This window comes from Burkholderia sp. Bp9031 (assembly GCF_003857965.1).
Classification (GTDB): Bacteria; Pseudomonadota; Gammaproteobacteria; order Burkholderiales; family Burkholderiaceae; genus Burkholderia; species Burkholderia ambifaria_A.
In genome coordinates this window covers 63120-76906 of sequence record NZ_QTPW01000013.1, presented here as the reverse complement: position 1 = coordinate 76906, position 13787 = coordinate 63120, and the positions used below count along the sequence as shown (strand labels likewise).

10 protein-coding genes are annotated in these 13787 nt (G+C 68.7%); 4 read left to right on the top strand and 6 right to left on the bottom strand.

Annotated elements, in window-relative coordinates; translation table 11 throughout:
• The first annotated feature begins 73 nt into the window (after positions 1 to 73).
• The gene (locus DIE15_RS18600; RefSeq protein ID WP_124834034.1) at positions 74 to 1354 is read left to right on the top strand and encodes an O-antigen ligase; all 1281 of its coding nucleotides are present in this window, start codon (positions 74 to 76) and stop codon (positions 1352 to 1354) included.
• Positions 1355 to 1515: 161 nt separating this feature from the next.
• Here DIE15_RS18600 and DIE15_RS18595 read toward each other — a convergent pair whose 3' ends face one another.
• The gene (locus tag DIE15_RS18595) at positions 1516 to 2694 is read right to left on the bottom strand and encodes a glycosyltransferase family 9 protein (protein ID WP_124834033.1); all 1179 of its coding nucleotides are present in this window, start codon (positions 2692 to 2694) and stop codon (positions 1516 to 1518) included.
• 554 nt (positions 2695 to 3248) lie between these two features.
• Positions 3249 to 6782, bottom strand: a complete 3534-nt coding sequence (gene dnaE / locus DIE15_RS18590) for a DNA polymerase III subunit alpha (RefSeq protein ID WP_124834032.1) — start codon at positions 6780 to 6782, stop codon at positions 3249 to 3251.
• A 222-nt stretch (positions 6783 to 7004) separates the two neighbouring features.
• Between dnaE and DIE15_RS18585 the strand changes: the two genes are divergently transcribed.
• Positions 7005 to 7859, top strand: coding sequence for a sulfurtransferase (locus DIE15_RS18585; protein ID WP_057928987.1), 855 nt, complete (start codon positions 7005 to 7007; stop codon positions 7857 to 7859).
• A gap of 22 nt (positions 7860 to 7881) precedes the next feature.
• Positions 7882 to 8775: a tRNA glutamyl-Q(34) synthetase GluQRS gene (gene gluQRS, locus DIE15_RS18580; protein ID WP_057928988.1), complete on the top strand. Its 894-nt coding sequence runs from the start codon at positions 7882 to 7884 to the stop codon at positions 8773 to 8775.
• Between the two features lie 272 nt (positions 8776 to 9047).
• Here the strand turns inward: gluQRS and DIE15_RS18575 are convergent, their stop codons facing one another.
• The 4 genes from DIE15_RS18575 to purT form a co-directional block, all read right to left on the bottom strand.
• Complete coding sequence (locus DIE15_RS18575; protein WP_124834031.1) at positions 9048 to 10592, bottom strand: DEAD/DEAH box helicase; 1545 nt, start codon at positions 10590 to 10592, stop codon at positions 9048 to 9050.
• 442 nt (positions 10593 to 11034) lie between these two features.
• The gene (locus DIE15_RS18565) at positions 11035 to 11418 is read right to left on the bottom strand and encodes an MliC family protein (RefSeq protein ID WP_057928990.1); all 384 of its coding nucleotides are present in this window, start codon (positions 11416 to 11418) and stop codon (positions 11035 to 11037) included.
• An 88-nt stretch (positions 11419 to 11506) separates the two neighbouring features.
• On the bottom strand, positions 11507 to 11701 hold the full coding sequence (locus tag DIE15_RS18560) for a DUF6726 family protein (RefSeq protein WP_057928991.1): 195 nt from the start codon (positions 11699 to 11701) through the stop codon (positions 11507 to 11509).
• 18 nt (positions 11702 to 11719) lie between these two features.
• Positions 11720 to 12934, bottom strand: coding sequence for a formate-dependent phosphoribosylglycinamide formyltransferase (gene purT, locus DIE15_RS18555; RefSeq protein WP_057928992.1), 1215 nt, complete (start codon positions 12932 to 12934; stop codon positions 11720 to 11722).
• A 227-nt stretch (positions 12935 to 13161) separates the two neighbouring features.
• Between purT and DIE15_RS18550 the strand changes: the two genes are divergently transcribed.
• Positions 13162 to 13707, top strand: a complete 546-nt coding sequence (locus DIE15_RS18550; RefSeq protein ID WP_124834030.1) for an META domain-containing protein — start codon at positions 13162 to 13164, stop codon at positions 13705 to 13707.
• The last annotated feature ends 80 nt before the right edge of the window (positions 13708 to 13787 follow it).

Below are 13787 nucleotides of genomic sequence, written 5' to 3'. Positions count from 1 at the left end.
GCACTGCCGCCGCGGGACGCGCGGCGCGCAGCACGGTGCCCGCATGCCGCATTCGTCCATTCGACAGGTTCCGATGCTTTCGTTTTCCGCTCCCGCCACGCGGCGCCTGACCGCCGCTCGCGCCTTCGCCGTCGTCGCGCTCTGCATGGTGCCCGTCTCGACCGCGCTGACCAACGTGTTCTGCGGGCTGTTCGCGGCCGCTCTCGTCATCTCCCCTGAATTCTGGCGCGACCTGCGCTCGTTCGTCACCGAACCGGCGTCGCTGGCCGCGCTGCTGATCCTCGCGTCGCTGGCCGCGAGCGTCGCCTATACGGTCGCGCCGCACCCGAAGGCGTGGAACTGGGTCGCCAAGTACGACAAGCTGCTGCTGCTGCCGTTTGCCGTACTCGCGTTCCGCCATTCGAACTGGGCGCCGATCGTGCGGCGCGCGTGGTTCGGCACGCTGTGCGTGATCCTGCTGCTGTCGACCACCAACTATCTCGGGCTGACCGCGATCGGGCCCGCGCATGCGTCCGATCTGCCGCTGTCGCGCGCATGGGTGTTCAAAAACCACATCGCGGCCGGCATGTTCGGCGCGCTGCTGTTCTACCAGGCCGCCGACCTCGCGCTGGCGGCCCGCACCGCGCTGTCGCGCACCGCGTATGCGGCCGTCGCCGCATGGTCGCTGATCAACGTGTTCGTGATGCTGCAGGGGCGCACCGGGCAGGTCATCGCGCTGCTGCTGCTCCTCGTCGTCGCGGTGCGTTTCATACTGCTGCTGCGCCGCCAGTCGGCACTGCGCGCGGGTCTCGCCGCCGGGACGCTGGTCCTGGCCGGCGTTGCGCTCGTCGTCGCCGCATGCACGGTGCACAACGGCCGCCTCGTGAAGGTCGTGACGGAAGTGCAGCAGTACCGGCAGACCGATGCGGCCACGTCGACCGGGCTGCGGCTCGAGTGGTACAAGAAGGGGCTCGAGCTGTATCGCCAGCGCCCGGTAATCGGCTATGGGGCGGGCGGTCTCGAGTCCGAGTTCGAGAAGCTCACGGCCGGCAAGACGGCTGCCGAAGGCCAGCTCACGTCGAATCCGCATAACGAATATCTGCTGATGGCCGTACAGCTCGGCACGCTCGGCGTACTGCTGTTCCTGAACCTGATCGTGCAGATCGCGCGCGGCAGCCGCACGCTCGATCCGCGTTCACGGCACCTGCTGCTCGCGTGGCTCGCGATCTTCGCGATCGGCAGCCTTGCGAATTCGCTGCTGCTCGATTTCGCCGAAGGTCACCTGCTGGTGCTGCTCGCCGGCATCCTGCTCGGCTGCGCCGAGCGCGGCGAAGCGCTGCCGCGCGAGACGTCGGCGATCCGGCGCAGCGCGTAACCCGTCACGCACCCGACCGGCGGAACGGCGCGGCCGCCTGCCGCCGGATCGGCTCAATGGCGTCGCACCCGCGTCGCTGCCGGATACGCGACCACGCGCCTTCGACGCGTCGTGTCGCCGCTCTCAACTGTCCAGATCAGGAAACGCCCGGCTTTCGCGCGTCAGTTTGAACGCGCGCGATGCAGCCGCGACGTGTCGACGACCGCGTCGGCGGCGCCCGGCGGCTTCAACCCGAGCATCTCGGCCGCCGCCGCCTTGACGCGCTGCGCGCCGAGATTGACGAGGCAGTCGCTATGGCTGTCGACATGGCGCTCGCAGCCCTCCTGCCGGCACGGCACGCAATCGCCCTCACCCTGCAGCAGCCACACGTTGCCGTGCCGCGCGGAGCCGCGCAGTGCCCACGGGTTTTCGGTCGGCGGCCAGTGCTGCGGCCACGGCCCCCAGCGCACCGGGTCGGACGGACCGAACAGCGCGATCGTGGCGGTGCCCGTCGCGGCCGCGACGTGCGTCGCCCCCGTATCGGGCCCGATGAACAGTCGCGCGCGCCGCACCAGCTCGGCGCTTTCGCCGAACGTGAGGCGGCCGACCAGGTTCAGCACGTCGCCGCCCGCCTCGGCCGCGACCTGCTCCGCATACTCGCGCTCGCGATCGGCCGGGCCGCCCGACAGCGCGATCGCGAACCCCTGCGCGCGCAGCCATTCGATCATCTCGACCCAGCCTTCGAGCCGCCATTGCTTGTAGCGGAACATCGGATACGGATGCAGCACGACGAGCGGCTTGCCGTCGCGGATGCCCGGCGACTCCGCGAGCCAGGCGTCGAAACGCGCGCGCCGCGCGGGATCGTCGCCGATGCCCGGCGCGACGACCTCGGATACCGGCTCGATGCCAATCACCGGCGCGAGCGCAAGCGTGCTGACGACCGTATGCGCGGACTCGTGATGATTGATCGCGATGCCGTTCAGCATCATCCGCGTGAGCCACGTGACACGGTTCGGATCGACGAGGCCGACGCGCTTGCGGCCGGCGAACCAGCTATAGAAGCGCGGCCGGTCGGAGCTCAGTGCCGCGCACGCGAGATCGTAGCGGCGCCACATCGACAGCGCGTCGCGCAGCCGCTCCCGGAAGCCGGCGCGCTGCGCGACGACGATCACGCGCCGTACGTCGGGGTTGTGCTCCAGCACGCCCTCGGTGCCGCGAAACACCAGCATGTCGATCTGTGCGTCGGGCCAGCGCGCCTTCAGCGAACGCACGAGCGGCGTCGTCAGCAGCACGTCGCCGATGCGGCGCGGTGCTGCGACGAGAATGGTTCTGGGCGGGCGGGCGGAAGAAAACAGGGCCACGGCAATCGTTCCGTCTAGCTGGCTGGACAAGGCTCGCAATGTACAGGATTTTGCGGCCGGTGGCGTGGCGTGACGCCGGGGAGCGTGCTGCGGGTGTCGGTGGCACGTCTCGGCGGCGGCCGGTAGCCGGTGCCACCCATTCCGGCAACGCGACGGCAACGACGCGACACGCGCGGCGGGCCTGCGGCCACCGCTTCTCGTTGCGCACGCTTGCTTTCGCTTGCCCGTCCGGTGGCAGCGCGGGCAATGCCGGCGCTGCCGGACTTCAGGGACGCTACGAAACGATTGCGCCGCCCCCGGGTGCCGCGAACATGGCGGCCGGAAGCAGCATCGCGCTGCATCGCGTGCCGCGCGAAACCGTCCCCGTTTCACGCTCGCGATGTCGCCGCCGGCCGGCGGACGGACCGCGGCCGGCGCCGCATCTGCGTCGCGCGACGGATTGTATAGCGTCCGGATGACAGCCCCGAGCACCTGCCAGAACGAAAACGGCCCGCCGCACCGCACGATGGCGATGCGACGGGCCGCACAGGCGACGACCGTCCGGCGGGGCGCGGTCAGTACGTGATTTCGACGACGCTGCCGTCGAATGTCGCGCGCAGCTCCGCGAGCAGCGTGTCGCTCGGCTTCACGCGCCACGCATCGCCGAGACGCATTTCGCCTTGCGCGCGCGCGTTGCTGTAGTGAACCTGCACCGCGAGCCCGTTCGGCAGCGGTGCCTGCGGGCGACGGCCGCCGTCGCGACCGCCGCCGCGCGGCGCGGGCACGTCGACCGCTGGCGCGGCCGCCTGATCGTCCTTCGATACGTGCGGTTCGAGCACACGGCGCAGCGCCCCCGCATCGGCATTGCCGTTCATCGTGAGCCGCACCGCCTGCGCGTAGCGGCTGCGCGCGCGCTCGATATCCATCACGGTGTCGGCCGTGAAGCGGATGCCGCCGGTGAACGCGTCGTTGCGCGCCTGCCCCTGCACGATCAGCAGTTCGTCTTCCTTGAACAGGGCCTTGTTCGCCTCGAACTGCTCGTTGAAGATCGTGATCTCGCACTGGCCCGAACCGTCGTCGAGCAACGCGATCAGCATCTTGCCGCGCTGGGTCATCTGCGTGCGCAACGACGCGATGATGCCCGCGACGAGCTTGTCGCGACCTTCCTTCAGGTCGCCGACCTTCTGCCGCACGAACCGGCGCACTTCGTCGCGATACGCGTCGAACAGGTGGCCGGACAGGTAGAAGCCGAGCGCGCCCTTCTCTTCCTGCAGGCGGCGCTTGTCGTCCCACGCGGGTTCGTCGACGAGCGCATGCGCATGCGGCGACTCGGCCCCCATGTCGAACAGGCCGGCCTGCATCGCGTTCGCCGCGGCCTGCTCGGCCGCTTCCATCGCGAGCGGCACCGACGCGAGCATCTGCGCGCGGTTCGCGTTCAGCGAATCGAATGCGCCGGCGCGGATCAGCGCCTCGACCGTGCGGCGGTTGACCACGCGCCGGTCGATCCGCTCGCAGAAGTCGAACAGGTCGGTGAACGGCTTTTCCTCGCGCGCACGCAGGATTTCCTCGATCGCGTTCTGGCCGCTGCCCTTCACCGCGCCGAGGCCATAGCGGATCGTGCGCGAGCGCTTGCCGTCGGCTTCGGCGACCGGCTCGAACCGGTAATGCGACTGGTTGATGTCCGGCGGCAGCACAGCGAGGTTGTTCACGACGCAGTCGTCGAACAGGATCTTCACCTTGTCGGTGTCGTCCATCGCGAGCGTCATGTTGGCCGCCATGAATTCGGCCGGATGATGCGCCTTCAGCCACGCGGTGTAATAAGCGAGCAATGCGTAAGCCGCCGCGTGCGACTTGTTGAAGCCGTAGCCCGCGAACTTCTCCATCAAGTCGAAGATCTCGTCGGACTTCTCGCGCGTGAGGCCGTTCGTCGCCGCGCCCTCGGCGAAGATCTCGCGGTGCTTGGCCATCTCCTCGGGCTTCTTCTTGCCCATCGCGCGACGCAGCAAGTCGGCGCCGCCGAGCGAGTAGCCGCCGATGATCTGCGCCATCTGCATCACCTGCTCCTGATAGACCATGATGCCGTAGGTCTCTTTCAGGACGGGTTCGACGCGCGGATCCGGATAGTCGACCTTCTCGCGGCCATGCTTTCGTGCGCAGAAGCTCGGGATCAGATCCATCGGGCCCGGACGGTACAACGACACGAGCGCGATGATGTCCTCGAAACGGTCGGGCTGCGCGTCCTTCAGCATGCCCTGCATCCCGCGGCTTTCCAGCTGGAACACGGCGACCGTGTTGGCCTTCTTCAGGATCTGGAACGACGCCGGATCGTCGAGCGGCACCTGCGCGAGCGACCAGTCGGCCTTCGACGCGTCCAGCCGGCGAATGTAGCGCTCGGCCCAGTCGAGGATCGTCAGCGTCGTGAGGCCCAGAAAGTCGAACTTCACGAGGCCGACGGCTTCGACGTCGTCCTTGTCGTACTGGCTGACGACACCGCCGTCGTCGCCCTGCGTGTACAGCGGGCAGAAATCGGTCAGCTTGCCGGGCGCGATCAGCACGCCGCCCGCGTGCATCCCGACGTTACGCGTGAGGCCCTCGACGCGCTGCGCGAGGTCGAGCAGCTGGTGCACTTCGTCCTCGTGGTCGTAGCGCTCCTGCAGTTGCGGCTCTTCCTTCATCGCGTCGGCGATCGTCACGTGCTTGCCCGGCTTGAACGGGATCAGCTTCGCGACGCCGTCGGTGAACATGTAGCCGAGGTCGAGCACGCGGCCGATGTCGCGCACGGCCGCCTTCGCGGCCATCGTGCCGAAGGTGGCGATCTGCGACACGGCGTCCGCGCCGTATTTTTCCTTCACGTACTGGATCACGCGATCGCGGCCGTGCTGGCAGAAGTCGATGTCGAAGTCGGGCATCGACACGCGTTCCGGATTCAGGAATCGCTCGAACAGCAGGTTGTAGCGCAGCGGATCCAGATCGGTAATGCCGAGCGCGTACGCGACCAGCGAACCCGCACCCGAGCCGCGGCCCGGACCGACCGGCACGCCGTTGTTCTTCGCCCAGTTGATGAAGTCGGCAACGATCAGGAAGTAGCCGGGGAAGCCCATCTTCGTGATGGTCCCGCACTCGAATTCGAGCCGCTTGTAGTACGTGTCGCGCTGCGCGTCGCGCTCTCCGGTATCCGGATACAGTTGTTCAAGGCGCTTCTCGAGCCCCTCCTTCGACAACTGGACCAGGTAGTCGTCGAGCGACATGCCGTCCGGCGTCGGGAACAGCGGCAGCTTCGGCTTGCCGAGCTCGAGCTTCAGGTTGCAGCGCTTCGCGATCTCGACCGTGTTCGCGATCGCCGACGGCAGGTCGGCGAACAGCGCAGCCATGTCGTCCTGCGTGCGGAAGTACTGATCGGTCGTGAAACGCTTCTGGCGCCGCGGATTCGCGAGCATGTCGCCTTCCGAGATGCACACGCGCGCTTCGTGCGCGGTGAAATCGTCGTCGGTCATGAACTGCGTCGGATGCGTCGCGACGACCGGCAGCTTCAACGACGCGGCGAGCGACGCGGCCTGCTGGATGTACGCCTCGGCGCCCGACTGGCCGTAACGCTGCAGTTCGATGTAGAAACCGCCCGGGAACACCTTCGCCCAGCGCTCGGCATGGCGGCGCGCGGCTTCCTCGTTACCGGCAGCGAACGCGAGCCCGATATCGCCCTGCTGCGCGCCCGACAGCGCGAGCAGCCCTTGCGACAGTTCGCCGTCGAGCCAGCTCGCATCGAGCTCCGCGCGGCCGCGGTACTGGTTCGTGAGCCACGCCTTCGACAGCAGCTCGCACAGGTTCAGGTAGCCGACCTTGTCCTTCACCAGCAGCAGCAGGCGCGACGGTTTGTCGCGATCGTCCGGATTGGTGATCCAGACGTCGCAGCCGGCGATCGGCTTGATGCCCTTGCCGCGGGCTTCCTGGTAGAAACGGACGAGGCCGAATGCGTTGCCGAGATCGGTGAGGGCGAGCGCGCCCTGGCCGTCTGCGGCCGCCGCCTTGACGATGTCGTCGAGACGCACGATGCCGTCGGCAATCGAGAATTCGGAGTGGACGCGAAGATGGACGAAGCGGGGATCTGACATGGGCGTTATTGTAGCCGCGTCGTCGCGCAGGCTGCCCAAAAAATCCCCGTGCCCGGCCGTTCGGCCGATGCGCGCGATGCCGGCCGAACGGTCAGGTGCCGGCGCACGCGCAGTTTGCGGGATAATACGGGTTTTCGAATCATCGCCCCGGCTTCGCACCCTTTTTTGCGGGGCCGCCGTGCGCCCCGCCGCACGGCCGCGGCCGTTTCCCGTCGGACCATCATGACCATCGTCAACCTCGCCGCCTACCACTTCGTATCGCTCGACGCGACCGAGCAATGGCGCCCGCTCGTCACCGCCCGCTGCAACGAACTCGGCCTGCGCGGCACGATCCTGCTCGCGCCGGAAGGCATCAACCTGTTCATCGCCGGCCCGCGCGAAGCGGCCGACGCGTTCATCGACTACCTCCGCCACGATCCGCTGTTCGAAGGCAAGTTCGCGACGCTGCAGTTCAAGGAGAGCCTGTCCGACTCGCAGCCGTTCCGCCGGATGCTCGTGCGCCTGAAGCGCGAGATCATCACGATGAAGAAGCCGGCGATCAAGCCCGAGCTCGGCCGCGCGCCGTCGGTCGACGCACGCACGCTGAAGGCGTGGCTCGACCGCGGCCACGACGACGCCGGCCGCCCGGTCGTGATGCTCGACACGCGCAATGCATTCGAAGTGGACGTCGGCACGTTCGACGACGCGCTCGACTACCGGATCGACAAGTTCAGCGAGTTCCCGGAAGTCATCGACGCGAACCGTGCCGATCTCGAGGGCAAGACGGTCGTGTCGTTCTGCACCGGCGGGATCCGCTGCGAGAAGGCGGCGATCCACATGAAGGAAATCGGCATCGATAACGTGTACCAGCTCGAGGGCGGGATCCTGAAGTATTTCGAGGAAGTCGGCGGCGCGCACTATCACGGCGACTGCTTCGTGTTCGACTACCGCACCGCGCTGAACCCGCAGTTGCAGCCGACCGAGAACGTCACGTGCTTCGCATGCCGCGCGGTCGTCACGCCGGAAGCCCAGCAATCGCCGAGCTACGTGCCCGGCACGTCGTGCCCGGCCTGCGCGCAGGCAGCCAGCGCCGCGTAAGCGCGCGTTGCGCCGCGCCCCGATGAACGGCTACCGCGGCCGCTTTGCGCCGTCGCCCACCGGTCCGCTGCATTTCGGCTCGCTGGTCGGTGCGCTCGCGAGCTGGCTCGACGCACGCGCGCACGGTGGCACGTGGCTCGTGCGCATCGAGGACATCGACGGCCCGCGCACGGTGCCCGGCGCCGCGGACGACATCCTCGCGACGCTCGCGCATTTCGGCATGACGCCAGACGAACCGCCCGTATGGCAAAGCACGCGCGATGCCGATTACGCGGCCGCGCTCGACCGGCTCGTCGCCGCGGGGCTCGTCTATCCGTGCGGCTGCACGCGCAAGGAAATCGCCGATTCGCTGCGTGCCGTGCACGAGCGCCACACGACTCTCGCGTATCCAGGCACCTGCCGCACCGGCCTGCATGGCAAGCCCGCGCGCGCATGGCGGCTGCGCGTGCCGGACGGCGACGATGCGATCGTCACATTCGACGACCGCTGGCAGCACACGCAAGCGCAGAACCTCGCGACCGAAGTCGGCGATTTCGTGTTGAAGCGCGCGGACGGCCAATGGGCGTATCAGCTCGCGGTCGTGGTCGACGATGCCGACGCGGGCATCACCCACGTCGTGCGCGGCGCCGACCTGCTCGATTCGACCGCGCGCCAGATCTATCTGCAGCGCTGTCTCGGTGTGCCGACACCCGCCTACCTGCACGTGCCCGTCGTCGTCGATGCGAACGGCGAAAAGCTCAGCAAGCAGACGGGCGCGATCGCGCTCGAACGCGACGATCCGCTGCCGGCGCTGCAGGCCGCCGCCGCGCATCTCGGTCTTGCGACCGATGGCGATCTGTCGGGCGCCACAATGGATGCCTTCTACGCGGCCGCGACCGATGCGTGGGCGCGTCGCTTCGGGCCGCGCGCCGGCTGAATCGTCCGCGGGACACCGGTCGGTGCCAACCGCGTTCCTGCATCCGTCAGCGCCGCATCCGATCGCATGAAGGCGTGGCGAAAGCCGGAACCGCACGCCCGCTGACTACCCGGCACCGAGGGCACTCCGTCGACTGCCCCGCCCCCGCTCGGCATGAAATCACCCACCTCTTCGCAATCGTCTCGCCCAATGAAAAACGGGCGCATGCTCATCGCATGCACCCGCTTCTGCGGCAGCGCTCGCGCGCCGCACCAACCGCCTGAACCGCCCGCTTACGCCGACGGCTTGCGCGGCATCCCGAACCCGCCGAGCAGCGCGGCGACCTGACGCTTCGGCCCCTTCTTCTCGGGCTGCTGCGCGGACTTCGTCTCTTCCGGCTGCTTCGCCGGCACTGACGGTTCGTACGGCTTCAGGAAGAAATCGTCGACCGGCGCCTCGTGGCGACGGTGATGGCCGCGCTCGGAACTGCCCGAACGACGCCCCGACGCACCGCGATGCTCTTCGCGATCACGCCGGCCGCCGCGTTCGCCGCTGCGCTCGCCACCGCGATTGCTGCCCCGCTCGTCGTGATGATGACGCGCCGGCTTGTCGAGCGCGAGCGTCTGCACGTCGAGCGGACGCTTGATCAGTTTTTCGATATCGGCGAGCTGTTTGCGCTCGTTCGGGCTGCACAGCGACAGCGCATCGCCCGTCGCGCCCGCGCGGCCCGTGCGGCCGATCCGGTGCACGTAGTCTTCCGCGTTGAACGGCAGGTCGAAGTTGATCACGGCCGGCAGTTCGGCGATGTCGAGACCGCGCGCGGCCACGTCGGTCGCGACCAGCGCCTCGATCTCGCCGCGCTTGAACGCGTCGAGCGCCTGCATCCGCTCGATCTGCGTCTTGTCGCCGTGGATCGCCGACGCGACCACGCCGTCGCGCTCGAGGTTGCGCGCGAGCCGGCTCGCGCCGATCTTGCTGTTGCAGAACACGATCACCTGCTTGAGGCCACGATCGCGCAGCAACTGCACGACGGCCGCCTGCTTGTCGCCTTCGGCGACGTCGTAGACGATCTGCGTGACGTTCGCGTTGGTCGAGTTGCTGCGCGCGACTTCGATCGTCTGCGGGCTGCGCAGGTAGGTCGATGCGAGCTTCTTGATTTCGCCCGAGAACGTGGCCGAGAACAGCAGCGTCTGGCGCTCCTTCGGCAGCAGGTTCAGGATGCGCTGCAGATCGGGCAGGAAGCCCATGTCGAGCATCCGGTCTGCTTCGTCGAGCACGAGGATCTGGACCTGGCCGAGATTGGCCGTCTTTTGCTGCACGTGGTCGAGCAGGCGGCCCGGCGTCGCGATCAGGATCTCGACGCCGCGGCGCAGCTCGGCCATCTGCGGATTCATGTCGACGCCGCCGAACACGACCGCGCTACGCAGCGGCGTGTGCTTCGCATACGCGTGCACGTTCGCGGCGACCTGGTCGGCGAGTTCGCGGGTCGGCGTGAGGATCAGCGCGCGCACCGGGTGGCGCGCCGGGGACGCGCTCGTGTTGGCCTGCGGCAGCAGGCGCTGGATGATCGGCAGCGAGAAGCTCGCGGTCTTGCCGGTGCCCGTTTGCGCGGCGCCCATGACGTCGCGGCCGGCGAGCACGACCGGAATGGCCTGCGCCTGGATCGGCGTCGGCGTCGTATAGCCCTGCTCCGCAATGGCTTTCAGGATATCGGCGGCAAGGCCGAATTGATCGAAGGTTGCGTCGACTGGCTTGGCGACAGAATCGGACATGGTGGCGTTTCGCTCAAAAGGCGCGGCGGGGACATCGTGCGTCAGGCCGGCCGGGCCTGCGCTCATCACAATTCGGAAGTAGACGGAGCCGCGGCGCGCCGCGCGGCGCCGCTCTGGCGCTTGGGACCGGTTCGATTCGAACAGCGGGCGCCACAGGCCGTGCGGACTCCGTTCGGCGCGAATGCCGGCGGAAAGGGCCGTATTGTAGCACTGCGCAGCAATCTGTCCGTGACAACGCCGCGAACTGCCCCGGTGGCGGTTCGCGGCGGGTGCCGGCAGGCGGGGCGCGGACGATGCATCGAGCGATCGGACTATCGCGATCGGCCGATGGTCTGCATTAGGGGTCGAATCCCCGCCATGTCGACCGGAAAAACGCCGGGCGCGGCCGGCGAGCCCGAGCGTCGCCCGGTTCGCCGCCCGGTTCGAGCCCGATCCGAGCCCGCCCCGGCTGGCCGCGCGGTCGCGGCGACCGGCACGCTCGCATGGCATACCCGGTCGCGCGCGGCGCTCAGCCCTTCTTCTTTTTCTTCTTCTCGACCTGAACGCAGTCGCCAAGCAGCGGTGCCGCATTCTGGTCGGCAATCTCGTCACGCAGCGTCCCTTCCTTGCCCTTCGTCCACCACGTATAGCGTCCGGCCTGATAACGCACGCCCGACGCCGATACGGTGTCGACGAACAGCAACTGCTGCCCGTTGACCGGCACCAGCGCGAAGCTCTGGCCGTTGCCCGCGCGCCAGTACGACACGCGGATCGGCTGCTTCTGGTTCGCGCACTGATAGGCGGTCTGCTGGCGCGAATCGGCGTCGATCTCCTCGACGGTCAGTTGCGCGGCATGCGCGACGGAAACGGCGGTGCCGGCCAGCGCGAGCGCGGCGAAGGTTTGGCGAATCATGCAGGTCCTCTCACGAGACAGGTGGAAGCGCACCCGCGCGGGGCGCGCGGTGGTTATCGCGGGGGGGTATGGATCGAGAGTTCGTCGGTCAGGGATCGATGACGTCGGCGCACGCATCGGTGGGCGCGGCCGCGACATGGCCGACGACCGGCACGATCTTCAGCCCGGCCGATGCGATCCGGCACGGCGCGGCCGCAAGGCCGCATCCCGCGAGACTCGCGACGAGCGCCAGCGCGGCGCCCAGCCTGCCGATACGGCCGATCCGCTTCCACGTCGATGCCATCGCGCCCTCCCGGTCTCGTCAGCGCGCCGACACCGGCCGCACAGCCGCCGCGGCGCGCTTCGCGCGTTCGCGGGCTTCGTCGACGGTCGCGCCGGTCGCGAGTGCGACGCCCATGCGCCGCTTCGCAAAGCTTTCCGGTTTGCCGAACAGGCGCAGGTCGGCGCCCGGCACGGCCAGCGCATCGCGCACACCCTCGAACGCGATGCCGCGCTCGTCGAGCCCGCCGTAGATCACCGCCGACGCGGCCGGCGAACCGAGCGTCGGATCGACCGGCAGCCCGAGAATCGCGCGCGCATGCAGTTCGAACTCCGACTGGCGCTGCGACGCGAGCGTGACGAGGCCGGTGTCGTGCGGCCGCGGACTCACCTCGGAGAACCAGACGTCGTCGCCGCGCACGAACAGCTCGACGCCGAACATCCCGCGCCCGCCGAGCGCCTCGGTCACCTTGTGCGCGATCTCGCGCGACTTTTCCAGCGCGACAGCGCTCATCGGCTGCGGCTGCCACGATTCGACGTAGTCGCCCGCCACCTGCACGTGACCGACCGGCTCGCAGAAGTAGGTGCGCGTCTCGAGCGTCGCCGGATCGATCGCACGCACGGTCAGCTGCGTGATCTCGTATTCGAAATCGATGAAGCCCTCGACGATCACGCGGCCGTGGTTCACGCGGCCGCCCGCCATCGCGTAGTCCCACGCGGGCTTCACGTCGGCTTCGGTCCGCACGACCGACTGCCCCTTGCCCGACGACGACATCACCGGCTTCACGACGCACGGCATGCCGATCTTCGCGACGGCCGCGCTGAACGCGTCGAACGATTCCGCGAACGCGTACGGCGACGTCGCGAGCCCGAGCTCCTCGGCCGCGAGCCGGCGGATGCCTTCGCGGTTCATCGTGAGCTGCGTCGCGCGTGCGGTCGGGATCACCTCGGCCAGGCCGGCCGCCTCGATCGCCGCGAGCGCGTCGGTCGCGATCGCCTCGATCTCCGGCACGATCAGGTGCGGACGCTCGGCCTCGACGACCGCGCGCAGCGCGGCGGCGTCGGTCATGTCGATCACGTGCGCGCGATGCGCGACCTGATGGCCCGGCGCATCCGGATAGCGGTCGACCGCGACGACTTCGACGCCGAGCCGCTGCAACGCGATGATGACTTCCTTGCCGAGTTCGCCGGCGCCGAGCAGCATGACGCGCGTGGCCGACGGAGAAAGCGGCGTACCGAGCCGCTGACCGATCTGCATGTGATTTCCCGCTGGTTCTGTTGGAGGACGAAAACGGCTTCGATGTTAACACGCTCACCCCACGCGCACCCGCGCCGGTTCAGCCGGTTTCGTCGCGCCGCTGCCCCGCCGCGCGCGGCTCGCGGTCGGGCTGCGAACGTTTTCACGCGCGAAGTGTCGGCTCGCCTCGCGCGGGGCGGGTGCGTTACTCTTACGCCTTGATCAGAATCCGATGAGGAACGAGGCTCATGTCCCACCTGTCCGCAGCCGCACGCGCACGCACCGGCCTGCTTCGCCCGTTGCGCGCGCCGCTCTGCGCGTTGACGCTTGCCACGCTTCTCGCCGCCTGCGCGATGCCGACCCACCCCGATTCCGCCGCCCCCGCACCCGACCCGTACAACCCCGCCGCCGTCCAGCTGCTCGACGACACGAGCTGGGAGCTTACGAGCTGGCTGAACGCCGACGGCACGTCGCGCACGATTCCGCACGGCGACAACGGCGAGCCGATCAAGCTCGCGCTGTCCACCGAATCGGGTGTCCGGCGCGCGAGCGGCTTTTCGGGCTGCAACCGCTACATGGGCACCTACGCGCTCAAGAACGGCCTGCTGAGCTTCGGGCCGCTCGCCGGCACGCGCATGGCATGCCCGAACGCGCTCGGCGGCCAGCTCGAGCACGCGTATCTCGATGCGCTCGCGCACATCGAGAAGACCGGCGTGCAGATGCGCGTGCCACAGCAATTGCAGATCGTGACCGAAGCCGGCGCGACGCTGACCTTCACGCGCCGGAGCCCCTGATGCAGCGCGCGGGCGAAGGCCAACCGGCCGCCCTCGCCACGCGCGGATCCTGGACGCATGCGTCCCGCGGCCTGGAAGCG